Origin of the sequence: Ochrobactrum sp. SSR, from assembly GCF_030067775.1 — a bacterium.
Taxonomy (GTDB): domain Bacteria; phylum Pseudomonadota; class Alphaproteobacteria; order Rhizobiales; family Rhizobiaceae; genus Brucella; species Brucella teleogrylli.
In genome coordinates, this window is sequence record NZ_CP125970.1 from 1115511 (window position 1) to 1138829 (window position 23319).

The window sequence follows — 23319 nt, forward strand, 5'->3', positions numbered from 1 at the left end:
CAGCGTCAGGCGGGGCCAAGCATGATATTGGTCTCGCTTTTGCTGACGCCCTGAAGCGAGCGGATCGTCGAGATCACCTCGTTGAGTTCCGAAATCGTCGCCACTTCCAGCTCGGCAATCACGTCCCACATGCCATTGGTGTTGAACAGACCCGTCAGCCCCGGCACGCGCTTGATGGCGCTGATCGTGGCTTTGAGCGAAGAGCCTGACATTTCGATCAGCATGAAAGCCCTGATCTGGTCCTTGCCGATATCGTCGCGCACACGGACCGTAAAGCCCTTGATGTCGCCATTGGCCACCATGCGGTCGAGCCGCTTCTGGGCTGTTGCGCGCGCCACGCCAAGAAGCTCGGCCAGTTGCGGCACCGATGCGCGTCCATTGATGCGCAATTCCGTGATCAGTCTCTTGTCAAGCTCGTCCATGACCCCCTCTTTCTTTTTAGTAAGTGCGACTACCTATATCGGCAGTAATTTATAAAAATAATCACTTTATATTCTTTTTTGTCAATCTGATTGCAGATATTCATTTTCTGCAAGGGGATTGCCCAGGTGGTTTCCAGACGTTGATCGCGATGGAAACCCATGACCAATCCCGGCTTGGACCGGTCACAAGGTCACGAAAACAAGCGCATGCAAACGGCGATTTCACGGTCCCGGCGTCCGGGGCTTCAAATGGGGAACTGACCTACATGAATACCGCGAAATTTTTCTCCACGGCGCTTCTGGCGCTCGGTCTCACCTTTTCCATGAACGCGGCCAAGGCCGACGATCTGGAAAAGATCCAGAAGGCAGGCAAAATGTCGATTGCCCTGTCCGGCGTTTTTCCTCCTTTCAGCTTTGTGGATGAATCCAACAAGGTCGTCGGTTTCGACGTCGATATCGGCTCTGAAATCGCGCGCCGCCTGAAGGCCGAGCCAGAAATCGTCACGACCGCCTGGGACGGCATCATCGCTGGTCTGGTGACCGGTCGCTACGACACCATTGTCGGTTCGATGGGCATCACCGAAGAACGCAAGAAGGCAATTGCCTTTGTCGGCCCTTACTATCGCTCGGGTCTGGCGCTGTTCGTCCGCAAGGACGACGCTGCCACCTCGCTCAAGGAATTTGAAGGCAAGACCATCGGCGTGACGCTCGGCGAAACCTCCGAAAAATGGGTCCGCGAACAGGGCAAATACGACGTTCGCACCTATAAGGGCCTGCCGGAAATGCTGCTTGATCTGGGCTCTGGCCGTATCGATGCCGTTGTCGCCGACGACGTACCGGTTCTGGTTGCCATCACCAAGAGCAATGCGCCGATCAAGCAGGTCAAGGATGACCAACTGCCCCGCTACGACATCGGCATCGCCGTACGCAAGAACAATCCGGAACTGGCTGCCGCCATGCAGAAGGCTCTGGACGACATGATGGCCGACGGCACCTACAAGGCCATTTCCGAAAAGTGGATTGGCGCGGATATCCGCTAATCTTCCCTCTCCGGAAGAGGGGTTGTGACAAGCAACCCATCTTCGAAATTGATCCCCCAAATCTGGTACTGTTCGCTTTCTGCCCACCACCCTTTGGGCGAACAGCGGCGCTGTTCCTCCGGCCATTCGGTGGCCCATCTCCACGAGCCACCGATGGGGAAGAAAGGTTGAAGGATGGATATCGCACTTATCGAGCGGATTTTTCCCTTCATTGTTCAGTCTGGCTGGGTCACCGTCCAGCTGACAGTCGTATCGCTTCTGATCGGTCTGGTCGTTGCAACCGTTCTGGTTATTGCCCGCTTTTCGCGCTTCAAGCCGTTCCGCTGGTTCGCCACGGGCTATGTCAGCATCATGCGCGGCACGCCGCTGCTGGTGCAGCTTTTTCTGGTCTTCTTCGGCGGCCCTCAATTCGGTCTGGAATTCAGCCCATTCATGGCTGGCGTGATCACCATGGGCTTCAACATCGGAGCCTATATGTCGGAAGGCATACGTGGCGCCATTCTGGCCGTCGATAAGGGGCAGAACGAAGCGGCCCGCAGCATCGGCTTTGGACGCTTCAACACCATGCGGCTTTTCATTCTGCCGCAGGCAGCACCCCTGATGATCCGTTCGCTCGGCGTCAACACGATCATCCTGACCAAGAGTACAGCACTTGTCTCGACAATCGGCGTGGTTGAACTGACCTATTCCGCGCAGCGTTTCGTGACCTCGACCTATAAGCCCTTCGAAGTCTTCACGATCGCGGGCATCGCCTACATCGTCATCATTGCCGTCATTTCGATGATCGTTCGCGGCATGGAAACCTTCTTCAACCGAGATAGGAGGGCCGAAGCATGAGCCTCGATTTCACGGTCGTTCCCTCCTATCTGGAACTGCTCTTCATCGGCCTGCTCTGGACGGTGCTGATCACCGTTCTGGCCGGTGTCATCAGCGTGGTGCTGGGCGTCGTCATCGCTCTGGTGACATTGCACGGGCCAAAAATCGTCAGCCTACCGGTGCGCGGCATCGTGTTCCTCTTCATGGGCACGCCACTGCTGCTCCAGCTCTATCTTCTCTATTATGGCCTGTCGCAGATCGGCATCATGGTTCCGGCCTTCTGGACCGGCGTGTTCGGCCTTGGCATGCATTATGCCGCCTATAACGCCGATATTTTCCGCGCTTCGCTGCAAGCTGTGGACGCCGGGCAGATGGAAGCCGCCCGTTCGCTGGGCTTCAGCCGGGGCATGTCGCTGCGCTATTTCATCATTCCGCAGGCGATCCTGACCGCGCTGCCGCAGGTGGGCAATAACAGCATCATCCTGCTCAAGGATACAGCGGTGCTGTCCGTCCTGGGCATCACGGAACTGGTTCTGAACGCACAGCGCGCCATCAGCGAAACCTATCGACCCTTCGAATTCTATTTCGTCGCCGCCGTGCTCTATTATGCCGTCAATCTTCTGATGGAATGGGCATTGAGCAAAGCGGCCAAGAAAGCGGAAGCTATCCGATGAACACTCAGACACCCATGATCGAATTGCGCCAGATCAGGAAATCCTATGGCAACCACGAGGTTCTCAAGGGCATCGACCTGACGGTTCCGCGCGGCAAGATCGTATCCATCATCGGCCCCAGCGGGTCGGGAAAAAGCACGCTTCTGCGCTCCATCAACATGCTGGAAGAAACCTCGGGCGGAGAAATCTGGCTTGATGGCAATCAGGTCAACAAGCCGCTCAAGGGCCATGCCTTCGAAAAGCACATCAACCATATCCGTCAGGAAATGGGCATGGTGTTCCAGCAGTTTAACCTGTTTCCGCACCTGACCGTGCTGCAGAACATCATGATCGGTCCGATGCGGCTCAAGCATCTGCCCCGCGCCGAAGCGCTGGACCGCGCCAACACGCTGTTGGCGAAGGTCGGGCTGGTGGACAAGGGCAATGCCTATCCGGCGCGCCTTTCCGGCGGCCAGAAGCAGCGCGTGGCGATTGCGCGCGCGCTCGCCATGCAGCCCAAGGTGATGCTGTTCGACGAGGCCACATCGGCGCTCGATCCCGAGCTGGTGGAAGAGGTTAATCAGGTGATGAAGCAGCTCGCCAGAGAGCACATGACCATGCTGATCGTGACCCACGAAATGCGCTTCGCCGCTGAAGTATCCGACCATGTGATGTTCATGGATGGCGGCGTGGTGGTCGAGCAGGGTCCGCCGGACCAGATGTTGTCCAATCCGAAAGAGGAACGGACCCGCGCTTTCCTGCGAAAGCATCTTTCGCACTAAATTACGGAGACTACTCAATGACTGCGAATGTTTCAAACGGCGCGCAAAACGCCGTAACGATGGCGCACAACCATATCGATGCGCAGCATGTCGAAGAGCTGGCTCTTCGCATGGTCAGCTGGCGTAGCGAAACGGGCACGCCCGGTGAAGCGGAATTCTCTGGTCGCTTTGTCGAATTGCTCAAGGAAATTCCTTATTTCCAGGAGAACCCGGCCAATATCCGCACGGTTGCCAGCCATGGCGATCCGCTGACCCATAATGTGGTGGCGCTGGTGCGCGGCAAGGGCCGTGACACGGTGGTTCTCGCTGGCCACTTCGACACGGTTGCGACCGACAATTATCACGAGTTGAAATCGCTTTCCTGCGACAGCCTCAACCTGAAAGACGCGCTGATCAAGGACCTTGGCAAGCGCGCGCGCTCGGCCCAGGAAGAGCGCGCTTTGGAAGATCTTCTGAGCGGCGATTTCCTGCCGGGCCGTGGCCTTCTGGACATGAAAAGCGGCATCGCCGCCGGTATTGCCTGCCTTGAGCGTTTTGCGGCCGATCCCGACCGCAGTGGCAATCTGGTCCTGATCGTAACACCGGACGAAGAGCGCGAAAGCCGGGGCATGCGGTCGATGCGCAATGCGCTGCCGGATATTGCGCGGGACTTCGATCTCGATATTTCGTCGGCTATCAATCTTGATGTAACGTCCGATCAGGGCGATGGCAGCGAAGGCCGCGCCGTCTATGCCGGAACCATCGGCAAGCTCCTGCCTTTCGCGCTCGTCATCGGTTGCAGCTCCCACGCCAGCTACCCTTATGAAGGCGTCAGCGCACAGGCCATGGCGGCTGGTATTCTCACGCGCTTCGAAGGCAATGCCGATCTGGCCGACCGCGACGACAACGATATTTCCCCGCCGCCCATCTGCCTTGAGGCAAAGGATTTGCGCGACGGCTATGAAGTCACGACGCCTGAACGTTTCTGGATCGCGCTCAACTGGCTCTATCATGGCATGACTGCGGAAGAGCTCTTCAAGCGCTTTCAGGATGAAGTGCGCACCGGCGCCGTTGATGCGGTCGCACGCTTCACCGCGCAGGCCGAAGCCTATGGCAAGCTGGTCGGCAAGCGCGCCGGGGCAACCCCGCCAGCGCCGAAGCTTTTGACATTCACAGAGCTGCGCGCCATGGCAGCACAGATCGCAGGCAACGACTTCGAACGTCTCTATGACGAACAGGAACAGCGCCTTTCCGGCATCGACAATCCGCTTTCCGTCAGCCGCCAGCTGACCGAATGGCTGGTGGGTGTTGCGCACCTTGCCGGACCGGCGATTGTCGTCGGCTTTGCCGGGCTGCACTATCCGGCAAGCCATCTTGACGACACCAAAACCAATGACCGCCTTTTCAGAGAGGCCATCGACGAGACGATCAAGGTCTTTGCGGCCTTCCCCGACCAGAGCCTGGTCTGGAAGCCCCATTTCCAGGGCATTTCCGATATGAGCTTTCTCGGTCAGGCAACGCTTGGGCAGGATATCGTGTCGCAGAACACGCCGGTGTCGCGCCTCGTCGATCATCCAGCCGCCAACGCGCTACGTTTCCCGGTGGTCAATATCGGCCCATGGGGTCGCGAATTCCACCAGAAGCTGGAGCGCGTCCACGCGCCCTACGCCTTCGAGGTTCTGCCGCAGATCGTTTCGATGATCGCTGAAAAATTCCTCGCGGCAAAGGCTGGAAACAACGCCCGCTGATCGGGCGCGTCCGCCCATTGAATAAAGGTTCACTCCCATGACCAATGAAAAGCTGAATATCGTTCCCTTTGTCAGCGTCGATCACATGATGAAGCTGGTTCTGACCGTTGGTGTCGAAACCTTCCTCAAGGAACTGGCGGCAATTGTCGAAGAAGATTTTCGTCGCTGGGAACAGTTCGACAAGACGGCGCGCGTCGCCTCCCATTCGCAGGAAGGTGTCATTGAACTGATGCCAACCAGCGACGGCACGCTTTATGGCTTCAAATATGTCAATGGCCACCCAAAAAACAACCGGACGGGCCGTCAGACGGTTGCGGCCTTCGGCGTACTCTCCGATGTGGACAGCGGCTATCCGCTGCTCCTGACAGAGATGACCATTCTGACCGCGCTGCGCACCGCCGCCACGTCGGCAGTGGCCGCCAAACATCTGGCGCGACCGGATTCCAAAACGCTGACGATCATCGGCAACGGCGCGCAGAGCGAATTTCAGGCGCTGGCCTTCAAGGCTCTGCTCGGCATCGACACGCTGCGTCTGTTCGATATCGACCGTTCGGCGAGCGAGCGCTGTGCGGCCAATCTAGCGGACAAGGGATTTTCGGTCACCATCTGCGGGTCGTCGCAGGAGGCTGTCGAGGGCGCGGATATCATCACCACCGTCACCGCCGACAAGCAATATGCTACCATTTTGAGCGACAACATGGTTGGCCCCGGCGTGCATATCAATGCGGTTGGCGGCGATTGCCCCGGCAAGACCGAACTGAACAAGGAAATTCTCCTGCGCTCGGATATTTTTGTCGAATATCCGCCACAGACCCGCATCGAGGGCGAAATCCAGCAATTGCCGGAAGATTATCCGGTCAAGGAATTGTGGGAAGTGATCACCGGTAAACTGCCGGGCAGAACATCGGATCGCGCCATCACGCTGTTCGACAGCGTCGGCTTTGCAACCGAAGATTTTTCCGCCCTGCGCTATGTCTTCAGCAAACTGGAAGAGACCGGCCTTTATGCCGAACTCGACATGCTGGCGGACCCGGATGAACCGCGCGATCTCTACGGCATGTTGCTGCGATGCGAGCAGGCACTGGAGGCCGCATAAGCTTCGGCGATGATGCGCTGCATCGAGCCTTGAGTGAATAGTTCCGCCCGACACCTGTTGTTGGCGCTCCAATGTGGTATCACCATCGGCACGTGAGAGTGCCGGTGTAGTTGGATATCCATGATCGTTTGAGCGATGCAGCAATTGGCCAGAAAAATGTTTGCAGAAATCGGCTGGGGTATTCCAAGCTCGATCGTCCTGCATCTGTTGCTGGCCATTGTTCTGCTCGTCCGCCTGCCGGAATTGCCAACCGCGCAGGAACAGAGCGTCAATGTAGAGCTTGTTCCCCCGCCGCCACCCGCCGAGGACAAGCCCAAACAGGACCAGGAAAAGCCCGCTCCTGCGCAACAGCAGGCGCAGGCCCAGAAGCTTGCCTTTGAGTCCGCTTCCAACGATCCGAAGGATGAGGCGCCGGAGGAACCTGACGTTCCGCCCGCCGCACCAGAAACAAGCGAAAAGCCCGACGAAACTGCGCGCCCGACAACCGAGACCAAGAACGAGCAGCCGCAGGACAAAGAACAGGAAGCGGCGGAGCTGCAGGCTCAATCCGCAACTGCGGAGAACGCGAACGAGGCGGCAGCCCCTCCTATTCAGAACCCGCCTATTCCGCAGCCCAAACCGGAACAGGCAAAGCCGGCCACCAAGGCCGTTTCGGAGCAAAAAGGCTGAAAACTTCAAACAGGCGCGCAGGCTTTATTCCAAGGATGCCCTGTCTGACCCGCGTGTGAAACAGGCGCTCGGCAAACTCTCGCCCACGGATCGCGTCATCCAGATTTGCAGCATCGAGGCGCTTGAACAGATCCGCCGCCAGCAGCCCGGCGCTTTCCCCGACATGCTGGCGCGCGCGGGCGGTTCGGTTTCCAACAGCGGTCTGACGGTCAGCAACGGCGCCTTTCGCAGCCGCGCCCAATGGTATGGCGTGGATTTCAAATGTCAGGTCAATGCGGAGGCCATGTCGATCCAGTCCTTCAGCTATGCCATCGGCCACGCCATCCCCGAAAGCGAATGGGGCGCACGGCAACTGCCCAGAGACTAGTGGTCTGATTCCAACATTTGCATCCCTCGGTTCACGCGCTGAGCAAATGTTGGAATCAAAAAGACCACTAGCAAGTATATGTATCTAGTGGATTTTTCGAATTTGACGTTTGAAACAGCATCTATGTCAGCCGGGATTCAAACGTCAAATTCAATCCACTAGAATATGAAGTGATGAGACAAGACTGGCAGTATTTGCTAGAGTTGTCGGTGTAATGCCCCACGAAACTAACACTGAATGGAGACAGATATGAAAGTCGTATTTGTAACGACCGCTGTCCTCGCTCTGTCGGTTACGGCTGCGATGGCAGACTGCACTTACCACAATGCGCAATCGTCAACAAAAATGGAAAAGCCGCAAACAACGGCAAGCGCAGAAACTACGGCGCCCACCCAGAAGTAAAATATATTCCAACAGGAGGCCCTTCGAAACGGCGCCTCCTGTTCGGGATACCGCTGTTCAAAGCCGCAAGCTGATACCAGCCTTGCGTAGAAGCCAGTAAAACAGCGCTGTCGCACCGACACCCAGAACAATCGCCCAGCCGAAACCGGACCCGTCGCCCGTGAAGGGCAATCCGGCAGTGTTCATCCCGAAAATACCGGCGATCAGCGTGCCGGGCAGCAGCAATGCGCTCATCACCGCCATCACTTTGAGGCTGCGGTTTGAATCATCCGCCAGTTCCGCTGCAATCTCTTCCTGCAACAACCGCGCACGATCATTGACCATAACGATTTCACGGTCGAGGCGCTCGAGCCGCATGGAAAGCCGCGTCAACGCGGCATGCCCCATCTCAGGCAAGGTCCAGTCCAGACGGTCTTCCTCTTCAAACAAAGCCACCATACCGGCCACCGGACGATGCAGCGAGACCGCCAGTCTGCGCACTTCCTTAAGATCCCTGCGTTCATCATTCAACCGCTCGGTCACCAACCGATCCTCAACAGTATCGAGCATTTTGCTCGCCTCATTGAGCCTGATTGCGGTGTTCTTGCAGAAGGCCGTAACCACCGCCTCAAATAATTCATAGGCCGTTGCCGGGCAAAAACCGCTGGCAAAGGAATGGCGCACCCTGTCTACGGCTTCCAGAGGATGCCGCCTGCCGGTTACCAGAAGCCCACCCATCACCGCAAAATGCAGACGGCCGATTGTGGTGGACATGCGCTCCATGTCCTGATGCATGTCGGCGATGACGCCATGGATCGTTCCTGCCTCATGGCTGAGCACCAGGCTATCGTCATGCCCTTCCAATATTGCCCGCGCCGACGCGGGCAAGGCACAGCGCTCCGAGAGCCAGCCCTGTGACCGCTGATCGACCAGATCGACATGCAGCCACACCCAGCCGTCATTAGCGGCCAGCGCAGCATCCACTTCGTCTGCCTTGAGTTCCACAACCGCATGATCGGGGCGCTTGTGATAGGCCCCCACCAGACCGGTACTATGTTCCTTCAGCGAACCGTGAATAATGTTCAATGTCGTGTACCAATACCCGGAACAAAGCGGCCCCGCATCGAGCCTCTAATACACTTCCGGCACATACATTTCGGACGGGGTCTGATGACGTACATAATCGTCATGGCGCACGCGTTCCGGCAGATGGATGGCCGACTTCGGCACATCCTCATAAGGGATCTGCGACAGAAGATGGGCGATGCAATTGAGGCGCGCCTTTTTCTTGTCGACGGCCTCGACAACCCACCATGGCGCTTCGGCAATATGGGTGCGGTGCAGCATCTCTTCCTTGGCCTTGGTGTAGTCTTCCCAATGAACGCGGCTTTCGAGGTCCATCGGCGAAAGCTTCCACTGCTTCAGCGGATCGTGGATACGCATGTTGAAGCGGAATTCCTGCTCTTCGTCGGTGATCGAGAACCAGTATTTGATGAGAATGATCCCGGAACGCACCAGCATGCGTTCAAATTCGGGAACGGAGCGGAAAAACTCTTCCAGTTCCTCCTTCGTGCAAAAGCCCATGACCCGCTCGACACCGGCCCGATTATACCAGGAGCGGTCGAACAGGACCATTTCGCCAGCGGTCGGCAGATGCGGCACATAACGCTGGAAATACCACTGATTGCGCTCGCGTTCGGTGGGAGCAGGCAGCGCGACGACGCGGCAGACACGCGGATTGAGACGCTGCGTCACGCGCTTGATCGCGCCACCCTTGCCAGCGGAATCGCGGCCTTCGAACAGCACGACGACTTTGAGCTTCTTGTGCTGCACCCAGTCCTGAAGCTTCACCAGCTCATGCTGGAGACGAAACAGCTCGCGGAAATAAAGGCGGCGTTCAAGCGTCTGTTCGGCGGGGCCGGACATGCCCTCGGCGACCAGCGCGTCAAGCCGCTCTTCCTCGATCTGCATTTCCAGCTCTTCATCGAAACTGTCGGCGATTTCCGCCTTGATACGGTCCAGATGGCTACTCTCGAACATGTTCACACCATAAGCTGAAGATAACACCCGAAGCCGCGACGACTCCGCGCAATTGCACGGAATACTAGAAGTGGCTCATGACGGTTTCGTGACGCAATCCGGTCGCGCGGGTGTCAACAAAGGCGATATCAAGCCCTATTACAGTTTCGCAATTTTAAAGTGCGCTATGGACCCGGTTGAATTGACGCCTACGTAAAAAATAAGCTTTCGTTGAAAGCCGTTTGATTGCATTCTCCCGCAGATGCGAACCACCGGGATCGTTCAATGATTGCAAAACCTTCCTACCGTTTCCTCCGCTCCGGACGAAGCGTCATATTCGGAACCACGGCTGCCTTTGCATTCTGCATTTCGGCAATAACATTTGGCGCTCCGGCCCGTGCCGATTCCCGCAATGTGGTTCCGGTTGCCGTGATGAAGGTGGCGGCAAGCGATTATCAGCCCCGATTGACGCTTTCCGGCGCGATTGCCGCCCGCTCGCTGGTCAACACCTCATTTCGCCTTGGCGGGCAGGTCGTGGAGCGCAAGACCGAGATCGGCCAGCATGTCGACAAAGGCGAGTTGATCGCCCGTATCGACGATGCCGAACAGCAGGCGAATCTGCGTGTTGCTCAGGCCTCGAAGGATGCCGCGCAGGCGCAGCTCGTTCAGGCGGACGCCAATTTCAAACGCCAGAAGGCGCTTCTCGCGCAGGGTTTCACGACCCGCAGCACCTATGATCAGGCAAACCAGACCCTGCAAACCGCGCAAAGCGCGCTTCGAGCGCCGAAAGCCAGCTTAGCGACGCGCGCGACCAGCTTTCCTACACCGAACTGCGCGCCCCGGTTTCCGGTGTCGTCACGGCGCGCAACATCGAAGCGGGTCAGGTGATACAGGCCGCGCAGACGGCGTTTTCGATTGCCGAGGATGGACCACGCGATGCCGTCTTCGACGTGCAGGAAACGCTGGTCAACCACGCCAAGGACGGCATGGGCGTGACAATTGCGCTGCTGTCGGACGCTTCCATTGTTGCAGAAGGACAAATCCGCGAAATCTCTCCGGTCGTCGATGCGCAGACCGGCACGGTCCGGGTCAAGGTTGGCATTGCCAAAACCCCGCCACAGATGGCGCTTGGTGCGACCGTCACCGGAACAGTGCATATGGATAGCCGTCAAGTCATCGTCCTGCCATGGAGCGCCATGACATCCGACGCCGGACGCCCCGCTGTTTGGCGGGTGGCTGACGATACCCATGTTACAACGCTGGTTCCAATCACCGTGCTTTCCTATGAAAAGGAACGGGTGATCGTGGATGGCGGCTTGAACGACGGCGAACTGATCGTCACGAAAGGCGCGCAGATGCTGCGGTCGGGCGAGCCGACCGAAATCATGCAGACGCAGGAAGGGGCGGTTGCGCAATGATGCGAGAATTCCGAAAGCCCATTGCCCTCCCCTGATGCGCGCCGCTGTGCTGATGACCACGCTTGCGCTCGCAGCCTGCGGCAAGAGCGATGAAAGCGAAGCGGAGGCCGAACCCGTTCGCCCGGTTCTCTACATGGTTGTTGAACCGCGACCGGCCACGCAGGCGGGGTTTGCCGGTACGATCGAGCCGCGCTATTCGACCGATCTCGCCTTCCGCGTGCTTGGGCGCATCATCAGCCGTCCGGTGCAGGTGGGCGATCTGGTGCAGAAGGGTGAGAGCGTCGCAACGCTTGATCCGTCGACGCTTGATCTGGCGATCCAGTCGGCGAAGGCCGATCTGGCGAGCGCCGAGGCGCAATATGCCAATGCCTCGGCCAGCGAGGAGCGGCAGCGCATTTTGCTGCAAGGCAACAATGTTTCGCAGGCCGATTATGATGCCGCCAGACAGGCGCGCGACAGCGCCAGTGCAGGACTGGAAAAGGCCCGGGCCGGGCTGAAAAAGGCGCAGGACCAGCGCAGCTATGCCGTGTTGCGCCCCGACTATGACGGGGTAATTTCGGCAACCAATGCCGAGGTTGGACAAGTGGTCGCCGCCGGTCAGGCAGTGATGACGGTGGCGCGCCCGGACATTCGTGAAGCCGTGGTCGATATTCCCGACAGCATGACACAGTATTTCGCGCCGGGTGCTGCCTTCAATGTGCAGCTTCAGGCTGATCCGTCGGTGACGGGAACCGGCACTGTGCGGGAAGTCGCGCCGCAGGCGGATGCGCAGACCCGCAGCCGCCGGGTCAGAATTGCCCTCGACAATCCTCCCGACGGTTTCCGTCTCGGGGCGACCATCCGCGCCGCTTTGGCGACGCCGGAGAAGGATGTGGTGCGCCTGCCGATCCAGGCCCTGCGCGAGGACAACGGCAAGACAAGCATCTGGATTATCGATCCCGACAAACAGACCGTCTCGCTGCACGATGTTCAGGTTATCGCGCGGCAGGGCGGCAATTTCGTTGCCGGTGGTGTCGAGGTCGGCAGCTATGTGGCGATTGCTGGCGTCTATGAATTGAAAGAAGGACAGAAAGTCCGTCTGGACCAGAAAGGAACTGGCCTGTGAAAAAGGGATTCAATCTGTCCGACTGGGCTTTGAACCACAGATCGCTGGTCTGGTATTTCATGCTCGTGTTTCTGGTCGCAGGCTTCGTGTCCTATCTCGATCTCGGTCGCGAAGAAGACCCGGAATTCACCGTCAAGACGATGGTGGTGCAGGCCAACTGGCCGGGCGCTTCCGTGGAAGAAACGCTCAATCAGGTCACGGATCGCATCGAGAAGAAGCTCGAGGAACTCGATACGCTCGATTATACGCGCAGCGTCACGACCGCGGGCCAGTCTGTCGTCTTCGTTTTCCTGAAGGACACGGTGCGCAAACGTCAGGTCACCGACGCCTGGAATGAAGTCCGGCATATGCTGGACGATATCAAGCCGGAACTGCCTGATGGCGTTTATGGGCCTTATTATAACGACAAGTTCGGCGATGTTTTCGGGAATATCTTCGCCTTCACCGCTGATGGTCTGTCCATGCGACAGCTGCGTGATTATGCGGAAGATGTGCGCGCCAAGATTTTGACGCTGCCCAATGCCGGTAAGGTCGAGCTGATTGGCGCGCAGGACGAGGCGATCTATCTCGAATTTTCGACGCGGCAGGTCGCAGCACTTGGTCTCGACCAGCAGGCCGTGCTTCAGGCCTTGCAGGACCAGAACGCGATCACGCCATCGGGCGTCGTTCAGGCCGGGCCGGAACGGATCAGTGTCCGCGTCAGCGGCCAGTTCAATTCCGAAGCAGATCTGCGCGCGGTCAATCTGCGCGTCAATGACCGGTTCTTCCGCTTGTCCGATGTGGCCACCATCACGCGCGGCTATGTCGACCCGCCAACATCCATCTTCCGCGTCAATGGCGCGGATTCCATCGGGCTTGGCATCGGTATGAAGCCGAACGGAAATCTGCTGGAATTTGGCGCGGCGCTCGACAAGATGATGCAGCAGGTGACGGCGGAACTCCCTGTCGGCGTCAAGGTGTTCAAGGTGGCCGACCAGCCGCATGTCGTGAAGGAAGCCGTGTCCGGCTTTACCAGCGCACTGTTCGAAGCCGTGGTCATCGTGCTTGCGGTCAGCTTTGTCAGCCTTGGCCTGCGCGCCGGTTTCGTGGTGTCGCTGTCGATCCCGCTCGTGCTTGCGATCACCTTCCTGTCGATGTCGCTTCTGGATATTTCACTGCAACGCGTGTCGCTCGGCGCGCTTATCATCGCGCTCGGCCTTTTGGTCGATGATGCCATGATTGCGGTCGAGATGATGGTGGCGCGACTGGAATTCGGCGACCCGATCAACAAGGCCGCCACTTACGTCTATTCGCATACGGCCTTTCCGATGCTGACAGGCACGCTTGTGACCATTGCGGGCTTCATCCCGATCGGCCTCAATTCCAGTCAGGCGGGTGAATATACCTATACGCTCTTTGTGGTGATCGCCGTTTCGCTGGTAGTGTCGTGGATTGTCGCGGTGCTGTTTGCGCCGCTGCTGGGCGTCACATTCCTGCCCAAGAAAATGAAGCCCCATGCGGAAAAGCGCAGCCGCTTCTTTGAAGCCTTTTCCAGGGCGCTGTTGCTGGCGATGCGCTATCGCTGGGTGACCATCGTGACAACCGTCCTTCTGTTTGCGGTTTCAGTTTTCGGGATGCGCTTCATCGAACAGCAGTTCTTCCCGCAGTCGGATCGTCCGGAACTGGTTCTCGACTGGACCTTGCCGCAAAACAGCTCCATCGCCGAAACCCGGGCGCAGATGGAGCGTTTCGAAGAAACCATGCTAAAAGGCAATCCCGATATCGAGCATTGGAGCACCTATGTCGGGCAAAGCGCGATCCGGTTCATCCTCTCCTTCGACGTGCAGCCGAACAATCCCTATTTCGGCCAGATGGTCGTCGTCGCCAAGGATGTCGAAGCGCGAGACCGCCTGAAGGCCAAGTTTGATGAGGTCTTCCGCAAGGATTATGTCGGCACCGACGTCTATGTGAAATTCCTGGAGCTTGGACCGCCGGTCGGACGCCCCGTGCAATACCGCATTTCCGGCCCGGACATTCAAAAACTGCGCGGTCTGGCGCAGGATTTCGCGGGCATCCTGACTGCCGACGAAAGACTGGGGGTGGTCAATTATAACTGGAATGAACCCGGCCGCGTGATCCGTGTCGATGTCATGCAGGACAAGGCGCGCAAGCTTGGCATTTCATCCAAGGATATTGCCACGACGCTGAACGGTGTCGTCGGCGGCATCACCATCACGCAGGTGCGGGATTCGATCTATCTGATCGATGTCGTCGTGCGCGCGCAAAAGCACGAACGCGATTCCATCGACACCTTGCAGAGCCTGCAAATTGCGACCGGCAACGGCACCTCGGTGCCGCTCGCTTCCATCGCCAATTTCCGTTACGAGCTTGAGCAGCCCGTCATCTACCGGCGGTCACGCATCCCGACGATCACGGTCGCGGCAGGCATTATCGACAAGACCATGCCGGATACGATCGTGAAAGACCTCGGCCCCGCGATCAAGGCTTTCGCCGACAAGCTACCGGCTGGCTACTATATTCAGACCGCAGGCACGGTTGAGGAAAGCGGCAAGAGCCAGGGCCCGATTGCAGCCGTTGTTCCGCTGATGCTGTTTGTGATGGCGACTGTGCTGATGCTGCAGTTGCAGAGTTTCCAGCGCCTGTTCCTCGTGGTGGCGGTTGCGCCGCTTGGATTGATCGGCGTGGTTGCAGCACACCTGCCAAGCGGCAAACCGCTTGGTTTCGTCGCCATTCTAGGCGTGCTGGCGCTGATCGGCATTCTGATCCGAAACTCCGTCATCCTGATTGTGCAGATCGAGGAACATATCACCGAAGGCATGAAGCCCTGGGATGCTGTGATGATCGCCAGCCAGCACCGTATGCGCCCGATTGCACTGACGGCGGCGGCGGCAAGCCTTGCGCTGATCCCCATTGCCCGCGAAGTGTTCTGGGGGCCGATGGCCTATGCCATGATGGGCGGCATCATCGCTGGCACGGCGATCACCCTCCTGTTCCTGCCAGCGCTCTATGTGGCATGGTTCCGCATCAAGGAACCGGACGCAGAAGAAACGCCCGCGCCACAACATTGATATTGCAACGAAATCCGTCTGGAGCGGGAATCCGCTCCAGACTGCCACACCCCCTCACAAAAATTTTACACTCCACCCTTGAACCGGGCAAAAACATACACATTTGAAGAAGGCAGCGCCGGGCCCCTCTGGTCATGGTTTTCCGCTATGGCGATGTCGGGGCTGCTCCACTTGTTCAAATGGAGATGGTCCGGCGATGGATTCGCTTATTTTAGCCCTTTCGGGCGATTTTCTCGGCACACCTGTATACTTCTGGGCGGCATTCATCACGATCGTCGTGGGTTTGCTGGTTTTCGATCTTGGTATTCTGCATCGCGACGAACATGAAATCGGAGCCAAGGAGAGCCTGCTCCTTTACGGCTTCTATGTCGTCATCGCATTGGCTTTCGGCGGCTGGGTCTGGTGGGAACGCGGCGCGCAGGCGGGCCTCGAATTCTACACCGGCTATCTGATCGAGCAGAGCCTTGCGATGGACAATATGTTCGTCATCGCAACGATTTTCGGCTTTCTCGCCATCCCGCGCCTTTATCAGCACCGCGTGCTGTTCTGGGGTATTCTGGGCGTCATCGCCTTCCGCGCGGTTCTGATCGGGCTGGGCGCGGCATTGGTGCATGAGTTCAATTGGATCCTGTTCCTGTTCGGCGCTTTCCTCGTCTTCACCGGCTTCAAGATGTTCCGCCATCAGGATGAAACGCCCGATATCGAGCAGAATGCGGTTTTCCGGTTCCTGCGCAAGCGCTTCAATATCACCAGCGAGGTGCACGGGCGCCATTTCACCGTCAAGAAGCCGCACCCGAAAACCGGCAAGCTCGTCACCTGGCTAACGCCGCTTGCGGTCGCGCTGATCATGGTTGAGACCGTCGATCTGATCTTTGCCGTAGACTCCGTCCCTGCCGTGTTTGCCGTCACGCAGGATACGTTTATCGTCTACACCTCGAACATCTTCGCCGTCCTCGGCCTGCGCGCGCTCTATTTCGCACTCGCCGCCGCCATGAACCGCTTCCGCTATCTTCAGGTATCGCTGGCGATCATTCTGGTGCTGATCGGTATCAAGATTTTCCTCGTGCCGCTGGGTGTTCATATCAACACACTGCTGTCGCTGGTGGTAACGCTCGGCATTCTCGCAAGCGGTGTGCTCTACTCGCTCTACAAGACCCGCAACGAGCCGGATATGAGCGTCGAGGAACTGGCCGCGCAACAGCATAAGGAAGGCTGATCGCAAGCCCTGCTTTCCCAGAGCGGTTCCGGTTAAAACGGAATCGTGGAACCGCTCTATCTATTTGTTTTGCGCATTATCCTACGCAAAACCGCTACGCACTTTTGCTGGAAATGCTCTAAGAAAAAAGCCCCCGGACTTGGTTGGTCCGGGGGCTTTCATTTCGAGGTGACGCTTAAGAAGCGATATAGTTTTTCAGGAAGGCCCGCGTCCGGTCCTGCTGCGGGTTGCGCAACACGTCTGCGGGCGCGCCTTCTTCGACCACAAAGCCGCCGTCCATGAAGATGATCCTGTCGGCAACCTCACCGGCAAAGCGCATTTCATGCGTCACGATCAGCATCGTCATATGCTCGGCTGCAAGCTGCTTCATGACCGCATTCACTTCATCGACCAGTTCCGGATCGAGCGCCGAGGTCGCCTCGTCGAACAGCATCACCTTCGGCTGCATGGCAAGCGCGCGGGCAATGGCAACGCGCTGTTTCTGGCCGCCGGACAGGCGTGACGGGTAGACGTCCACCTTGCTGGCGAGCCCCACCTTGTTGAGCAGTTCCAGCGCCAGTTCGCGGGCCGCCGATTTGGACATGCCCTTCAGCTTTGTCGGTCCCAGCGTGATGTTTTCCAGCACGGTGAGATGCGGAAACAGATTGAAGTGCTGAAACACCATGCCCATCTGCTGGCGCACCGCGTTGATGTGCTTTTCAAAAGCCTGCCCGCTCAGCGGCTGGTTGACCTGCAACCCGTCGAGCCAGACTTCGCCGCCATTCAGCGTCTCCAGATGATTGATGGAGCGCAGCAATGTGCTCTTGCCCGAACCACTCGGGCCGATGATCGCGATGATCTGGCCACGCGATACCGAAAGATCGATCCCTTTCAGAACCTCCAGCGCACCATAGGCTTTGCGGGCGCCTTTCACTTCAACCATAGGCTTCAAGGCGCTCATCGCGTAACCTCCACTTTTCTTTCGATATGCCGCAGGCCCGCTTCCATGACGAGGTTGACCACGTAATAAAGTGCGGCGGCAGTCAGATAGAACTCAAACGGACTATAGGTTTCACTGATGGCGATCTGCGCGCTGTGAACCAGTTCGGCAATGCCGATGATCGACACGAGCGATGTGTCTTTCAACAGCACGATCATGTTGTTGCCGATGGGCGGGATGGTGTTGCGGATGGCCTGCGGGATGATGATATAGCGCAGCGTCTGCCCCTGACTTAGCCCGATGGATCGCGCACCTTCCGTCTGCCCCGGATCGACCGAGACGATGCCCGCCCGGAACACATCCGCATTATAGACCGCGAAATGCAGACTCAATCCGAGAATGCCCGCAAACAGGGCCGGAATGTCGATCCCGATCTGCACCAGACCGTAATAGATGAGATAGAGCTGCAAAAGCAGCGGCGTTCCCATGAAGAGCCACATGAAGAAGCGGACCGGATAGGCGAACAAAGCCGGTGCATAAAGCACAACCAGCGCAAAGACGATGCCGAGGATGAAGCTCAGCGCGCTGGATGCGACCGCAAGAACGATGGTCCACCACAATCCGGTCAAGAGCAGATCGGTATAGGGAGCGACGATACTGAAATCGAGAGCTGGCATTGCGTCCTCCCTCAGCGTGCAGCGAAGCGCTTGTCGAGCAGATCGACAAGCGACGCCACCACATAGACGATGAGCATGTAAATGACCGCAGCAACTGCGAAAATCTCGAATGGCTTGTAGGTCGAGCTGATGAAGCGTTGCGCCGTATAGGTGAGTTCAACCACGGAAATGGTCGATACCAGCGCCGAACCCTTGACCAGAGCAACCGCATTCACACCGAGCGGGCGGATCATCAGGCGTGCGGCCTGTGGCAGAATGATGAGGCGCAGCGTCTGGCCGCGGCCAAACCCAATCGAGCGGGCTGCCTCGTCCTGGCCCCGATCCACGCTTGCAATTGCGCCGCGAATAGACTCGGCCATGTAAGCGCCGATATTGAGCCCCAGACCGATGACACCCGCCGCATAGGGCTCCAGTTCGAGCCCGATCTGCGGGCCACCGAAATAAAGCACGAACAGCTGCACGAGGCAGGGCGTTCCACGAAAAATGCTGACATAGGCGCCGGACAAAAAACGCAGAACAAAGCTGTTAGAAAGGCGTCCGACGACCAGAATGCCCGCAATGACGAATCCCAACACAAGAGCAAGCACGGAAATCTGCACAGTTACCCATGCCGCCTCCAGAAAAAACGGGAGGACGTGCCGCATTAACGCAAGATCCATAGAACTACTCCGGAAGATCGCATGTACCGGCCCGGATAAACCGGGCCGGATTAAAAGCCAGCTTAGCGAATATCGCTACCGATCCACTGCATCGAGATCTTCTCGTAGCCGCCATCGGCGAGCATGTCGTCGAGTGCCTTCTGCATGGCAGCCTTGAGTTCCGGATTGTTCTTGCGAATGGCAATGCCGAGCGCCTCACGACCGCCTTCGATATTCGGCGTATCCAGAATGCGAACCTTCTGGCCGGTTTCCTTCACCGCGATCTTCACCGGAATGCTGTCCATGACAAGAGCATCGATGCGGCCTGCATCAAGATCAATCAACATTTCCGGCAGGCCCTTATAGGTGCGAACATTGAGGTCGCCCTGTGCCTTGGCCCACTTCTCATGGGCATCACCCATGGTCACACCCACGGTTTTGCCATTGAGGTCTTCCAGTTTCTGGATTGGGGCGTCTTCTTTGACCACGACCGTGCGACCCGCATGGTAGTAGGGTCCCACAAAATCGACGGCCTTTTCACGCTCTGGGGTGATGGTCATGGAGGCGACAACAGCATCGTATTTCTTGGCCAGAAGACCTGCAATGATACCGTCAAATGGCGTGGTCACGAGCTTGACCTTCACGCCCAGACGATTGGCGATTTCTGTTCCGATGGAGGCATCGAAGCCTACCACCTGATTATCGGCATTGGTGAAGCTGAACGGAGGATAGGCGCCACTCATGGCGACGCGTAACTCACCGGTTTCCTTGAGCTTTTCCAGCTCATCCGCATGCGCTGGCATGGCGGAAAAGGCGGCGGCGAGTGCTACGGCTGCAGCCGCAAACATGGTCTTGAGCTTGCTATTCATGGCTTTGGTGTTTCCTCTGGATTGGTCTTATTGTTAGGCTTATGGTTTGCCATCAACCTTCATCGACAGAGCTTGGCACAGGCCTTGTTTCCAAGCATCCTGCAATATGACTGCCAGCCCGACACATTGCCGGAAATGACCGGCATATTGTCGGCGGTCGAGGGCGCGATTTTAAAAGAAAAGGCCGCACTCCCACCCGGCAAACCGGATCGGAATGCGGCCTTGAAAATCGGCCCTGATGTTGGAGGCTTTACTTCAACGCAGCCTCGAAACTGTCGGCCAGAACGCTGAGCAAATGATCTGCATTGGCGCGGCTGAACACCATGGACGGGCGCATCTTCAACACGTTGTCATGCGGACCCTCAGTCCCCATCAGGATGCCGCGTTCGCGCGCGCCGTCATTGATCTTGCGGGCCAGCGCCGTTGCTGGCGCCTTGGTCTTGCGATCCGTGACAAGCTCGATACCGAGGAACAGTCCCTGACCGCGAACATCGCCGATAATATCGAAGCGCTGCTGCATCTTACGGAAACCGTTGATGAGATAGTTTCCGACAGTCAGCGCATTCTCGCGCAGCTTGTCGCGTTCGATCACGTCGATGACTGCAAGACCAGCGGCACAGGACACCGGATTGCCGCCGAAGGTGTTGAAATATTCCATGCCGTTATTGAAGCTGTCTGCAACTTCACGGGTGGTCACCACAGCCGACATGGGATGGCCATTGCCAATCGGCTTGCCCATGGTGACGATATCCGGCACCACATCCTGCATTTCAAACGCCCACCAATGGCTGCCGACGCGACCGAAACCGACCTGCACTTCGTCGGCAACGCAAAGTCCGCCTTCGGCACGAACCATAGCGTAGACTTCCCTGAGGTAGCCTTCTGGCAGGAATACCTGACCGGCGACACTTGGAATCGATTCCGCAAAGAACATAGCCGGCGCACGACCCTGCTTGCGCATGGTGTCGATCTGTTCGGCAATGCTCTCGGCAAAGCGCTTGCCATGTTCCTCCAGCGGCCAGTCTTCCGGCGCGTGGTAGCTGTCGGGAATGACCGCCTCATAGACGTGATCCGGTCGCCCTTTACCGCCCTTCCGCTTGTATTTGTAGGGGCTGAGATCGATCAGCTCCTGCGTGGTGCCGTGATAGGCCCAGTCGAGAACGATGGCTTCCTTGCGGCCCGTATGATTGCGTGCCATGCGCAGCATCAGGCTGTTTGCTTCGCTACCCGAGCAGGCGAAGGACGCGACCGTCAGTCCTTCCGGCAAGGTTGCCGTCAGCCGTTCGGCGTAGGCCACGATGTTGTCGTGCAGATAGCGGGTGTTGGTATTGAGCAGCGCCGCCTGACGGGCGATGGCTTCCACCACTTCCGGATGGGCGTGCCCCAGATGGCAAACATTGTTGAAGCAATCGAGATAGGCGCGACCGTAATTGTCGATCAGCCACGTCCCCTCGCCGCGCACGAACTTGATCGGCTCGGAATAGGAAATCGACAGGTTCGGCAGCAGTATTTCCTTGCGCTTCGCGATGATTTCTGCGCGGGTGCGTCCATCCTGATGGAAGGTCTCCGGCGGAATGCCCGCCAGCCCCGCCACATCCGGGAAAACATCGGCCCAGACGTCGAGATAGGCCGCTTCGCCGACGCCCAGAATTTCGGTTGCCGACAGATTGATATCCGTCGTCATTTCGAAATGCAGATGCGGGGTCCACCCGCCATTTTCGTGAATATCGCCCATATGGCCGACGAGATCGCCAGCTTCCAGCCTCTCGCCCGGCTTGAGACGACCGAGCGCCTCATGTGCCATATGCCCCCAGAGGGTCACGAAAGGCGGGCAGCCTTCCGGGCGATGCTCAAGCTTGACGAGACCGCCATAGCCGAGCGGTTCGCGTTCGATTTCAACGCTGACGACCGTTGCGGCCAGCGGCGTGTAAAGCGGCGTTCCGGCAGGCATGAACAGATCGACGCCCAAATGGTGGATGCGGCGCTGCCCTTCGATGAAACGCGATTCAAACGCGGTGTCGGTATAGACAGTGCGCTTTTCGCCCCAGGGGCCGATACCGAGCTGAACGTTGTTGTAAGTGCAGAAATTATCCCACCATTCCGTCGCTTCCCTGGCGCGCTGTTCAGCGGAGGCAACCGTCATGACATGCGTTTCATCGCCATATGGCACGAGCGCCTTGGTCATGGTTGCCGGTGCCGGATGCACAATCGGCGCAAAGGTCTTGCTGTTATCCGCAATCCATTTGCGAACCGCGCCTGCACCCTCGATAGCGTCGAAGCCGCAGGCCTTGCGCAGAATAGCGGTCGCAAAACGCGGGTTCATCGCGTCCATCTTTTCCAGAAGACGCCAGGCCGGAGCCTCGCTGATCGCCAGATATGGATTGTCGTCCGTCTTGTCGTGGCGCGAAGCAGAGAAGGTCACGCTGGTGACAAGACGCATGGCGATGAGATCGAACAGAACGTCGATTTCTTCCGCCTTGAGCGGGTATTTTTCGTGGAATCCGGCGGCCAGTGCCGCTGCCGCACCAATTGGATCTTCCATGTCGAGAATGGAATAGGCGCAGGCAATGGCGACTTCGGCAATCAGAACCGTGTGAACGGCATCGCCGAAATCGATCAATCCGGCAATCTGTTCATGGTCGCTCGTGCTGACCAGTACATTCCAGTCATTCGCATCATTGTGGATGACCTGTGCACGCAGGCGCGACAGTTTCGGCGCGACGCGGTTTTCAAAACGCACGATGAAGCGCTCAAGCAGCGAACGCCTGTCGGCATCGCCGACGAAATGCAGGCGCGTGCGCGTACGGGCCGCATGGCGCAAATCCCAATCGAGATCGCGCACGGCGCCCGGATGGATGAAGCCCTGCAAGGCATGATCCAGTTCGCCAAGCGCGCGACCGAGATTGCGCATCAGCCCAAACGTGCGTTTGACTTCCGCGAGGGGAACACCCGGCAGCCAGCCGACCAGCCGCATGGCATGGCGCTCGCCACCGCTCGCCACAGCCGATGCAAGCACATCGCCCGAAAGGCTTGGCTTCAGATGCGGAACCGCGAGCTTCGCATCGGCACTGGCCAGATGCTGCAGAAGCGCGGTCTGGAATTCGCTTTCGACCTGCGGCTCGCTGGCATTGACGATTTTTAAAATCCAGTCGGCATCCGTTCCGGTCTCCAGACGAAAATTGCGATCGCGTTCGCTGTCGAGCGGCGATGCCGTGGCAGTGACACCAAAGACTTCAATGGCCAGCTTCTCGGCATCGGCTGCGGAAAACTGCGGGTTCGGATGGGACAGATCGGTCATGGATAGTGCGTTTCCAGTTTAGATTTCTTATCAGAACCTTGGCACGCAATGCGTTTTCGGGCATCAAGTATCCTGTCGGAAGAACCGGCACTTTGTCGGAATGGACCGGCATATGTCCGGTCATGCGTATAGGGTAACG

General features: G+C 58.0%; 19 protein-coding genes and 1 pseudogene. 12 read left to right on the forward strand and 8 right to left on the reverse strand.

The features are described from left to right. Nucleotides 1–5: 5 nt before the first annotated feature. Nucleotides 6–422 (reverse strand): Lrp/AsnC family transcriptional regulator, encoded by a 417-nt coding sequence (locus QLQ11_RS16650; protein WP_109366874.1) that lies wholly within the window; start codon nucleotides 420–422, stop codon nucleotides 6–8. Between the two features lie 266 nt (nucleotides 423–688). Between QLQ11_RS16650 and QLQ11_RS16655 the strand changes: the two genes are divergently transcribed. The 8 genes from QLQ11_RS16655 to QLQ11_RS16690 all read left to right on the forward strand — a co-directional run bounded on the left by QLQ11_RS16655 (nucleotide 689) and on the right by QLQ11_RS16690 (nucleotide 7572). Beyond that, nucleotides 689–1462: a transporter substrate-binding domain-containing protein gene (locus QLQ11_RS16655; RefSeq protein ID WP_109366873.1), complete on the forward strand. Its 774-nt coding sequence runs from the start codon at nucleotides 689–691 to the stop codon at nucleotides 1460–1462. A gap of 174 nt (nucleotides 1463–1636) precedes the next feature. Further along, complete coding sequence (locus QLQ11_RS16660) at nucleotides 1637–2299, forward strand: amino acid ABC transporter permease (RefSeq protein ID WP_121538432.1); 663 nt, start codon at nucleotides 1637–1639, stop codon at nucleotides 2297–2299. After that, on the forward strand, nucleotides 2296–2952 hold the full coding sequence (locus QLQ11_RS16665) for an amino acid ABC transporter permease (protein ID WP_109366871.1): 657 nt from the start codon (nucleotides 2296–2298) through the stop codon (nucleotides 2950–2952). Before QLQ11_RS16660 ends, QLQ11_RS16665 begins: the two co-directional genes overlap by 4 nt. Then, nucleotides 2949–3713, forward strand: a complete 765-nt coding sequence (locus tag QLQ11_RS16670) for an amino acid ABC transporter ATP-binding protein (protein ID WP_109366870.1) — start codon at nucleotides 2949–2951, stop codon at nucleotides 3711–3713. Before QLQ11_RS16665 ends, QLQ11_RS16670 begins: the two co-directional genes overlap by 4 nt. A gap of 17 nt (nucleotides 3714–3730) precedes the next feature. Next, nucleotides 3731–5440, forward strand: coding sequence for a M20/M25/M40 family metallo-hydrolase (locus tag QLQ11_RS16675; protein ID WP_109366869.1), 1710 nt, complete (start codon nucleotides 3731–3733; stop codon nucleotides 5438–5440). Between the two features lie 37 nt (nucleotides 5441–5477). Next, complete coding sequence (locus QLQ11_RS16680; protein WP_109366868.1) at nucleotides 5478–6536, forward strand: ornithine cyclodeaminase; 1059 nt, start codon at nucleotides 5478–5480, stop codon at nucleotides 6534–6536. A gap of 156 nt (nucleotides 6537–6692) precedes the next feature. Continuing rightward, a complete protein-coding gene (locus QLQ11_RS16685; protein ID WP_371835970.1) occupies nucleotides 6693–7205 on the forward strand; it encodes a hypothetical protein in 513 nt (170 codons plus the stop codon). Between the two features lie 55 nt (nucleotides 7206–7260). Further along, complete coding sequence (locus QLQ11_RS16690; protein ID WP_371835971.1) at nucleotides 7261–7572, forward strand: DUF930 domain-containing protein; 312 nt, start codon at nucleotides 7261–7263, stop codon at nucleotides 7570–7572. Between the two features lie 459 nt (nucleotides 7573–8031). Here the strand turns inward: QLQ11_RS16690 and QLQ11_RS16695 are convergent, their stop codons facing one another. Together QLQ11_RS16695 and ppk2 are read right to left on the reverse strand one after the other, a co-directional pair. Further along, nucleotides 8032–9039, reverse strand: a complete 1008-nt coding sequence (locus QLQ11_RS16695) for a CorA family divalent cation transporter (RefSeq protein ID WP_109366866.1) — start codon at nucleotides 9037–9039, stop codon at nucleotides 8032–8034. Nucleotides 9040–9084: 45 nt separating this feature from the next. Next, the gene (gene ppk2, locus QLQ11_RS16700) at nucleotides 9085–9993 is read right to left on the reverse strand and encodes a polyphosphate kinase 2 (protein ID WP_109367940.1); all 909 of its coding nucleotides are present in this window, start codon (nucleotides 9991–9993) and stop codon (nucleotides 9085–9087) included. Nucleotides 9994–10257: 264 nt separating this feature from the next. Between ppk2 and QLQ11_RS16705 the strand changes: the two are divergent. From QLQ11_RS16705 to QLQ11_RS16720, 4 genes and pseudogenes are all read left to right on the forward strand, one after another. After that, nucleotides 10258–11390: pseudogene (locus QLQ11_RS16705) on the forward strand (efflux RND transporter periplasmic adaptor subunit). A gap of 34 nt (nucleotides 11391–11424) precedes the next feature. Then, nucleotides 11425–12495, forward strand: coding sequence for an efflux RND transporter periplasmic adaptor subunit (locus QLQ11_RS16710; protein WP_235858973.1), 1071 nt, complete (start codon nucleotides 11425–11427; stop codon nucleotides 12493–12495). Continuing rightward, on the forward strand, nucleotides 12492–15563 hold the full coding sequence (locus QLQ11_RS16715) for an efflux RND transporter permease subunit (protein WP_283736233.1): 3072 nt from the start codon (nucleotides 12492–12494) through the stop codon (nucleotides 15561–15563). The genes QLQ11_RS16710 and QLQ11_RS16715 overlap by 4 nt, the downstream gene beginning before the upstream one ends. Before the next feature lie 196 nt (nucleotides 15564–15759). Beyond that, nucleotides 15760–16779 carry a TerC family protein gene (locus QLQ11_RS16720; protein WP_109366863.1) on the forward strand — a complete coding sequence of 340 codons (1020 nt, stop codon included), beginning with the start codon at nucleotides 15760–15762 and terminating at the stop codon, nucleotides 16777–16779. 175 nt (nucleotides 16780–16954) lie between these two features. On the opposite strand, the gene QLQ11_RS16725 is transcribed toward QLQ11_RS16720, so the two are convergent. From QLQ11_RS16725 to QLQ11_RS16745, 5 genes are all read right to left on the reverse strand, one after another. Then, nucleotides 16955–17719, reverse strand: a complete 765-nt coding sequence (locus tag QLQ11_RS16725; protein WP_280176229.1) for an amino acid ABC transporter ATP-binding protein — start codon at nucleotides 17717–17719, stop codon at nucleotides 16955–16957. Beyond that, complete coding sequence (locus QLQ11_RS16730) at nucleotides 17716–18375, reverse strand: amino acid ABC transporter permease (protein ID WP_109366862.1); 660 nt, start codon at nucleotides 18373–18375, stop codon at nucleotides 17716–17718. Before QLQ11_RS16730 ends, QLQ11_RS16725 begins: the two co-directional genes overlap by 4 nt. Nucleotides 18376–18386: 11 nt before the next feature. Then, entirely contained in the window at nucleotides 18387–19034 is a 648-nt protein-coding gene (locus QLQ11_RS16735) for an amino acid ABC transporter permease (RefSeq protein ID WP_109366861.1), read from the reverse strand. Between the two features lie 62 nt (nucleotides 19035–19096). Beyond that, nucleotides 19097–19882: an ABC transporter substrate-binding protein gene (locus tag QLQ11_RS16740; protein ID WP_109366860.1), complete on the reverse strand. Its 786-nt coding sequence runs from the start codon at nucleotides 19880–19882 to the stop codon at nucleotides 19097–19099. Nucleotides 19883–20132: 250 nt separating this feature from the next. After that, nucleotides 20133–23180: an aminotransferase class III-fold pyridoxal phosphate-dependent enzyme gene (locus tag QLQ11_RS16745; protein ID WP_109366859.1), complete on the reverse strand. Its 3048-nt coding sequence runs from the start codon at nucleotides 23178–23180 to the stop codon at nucleotides 20133–20135. Between the last annotated feature and the right edge of the window lie 139 nt (nucleotides 23181–23319).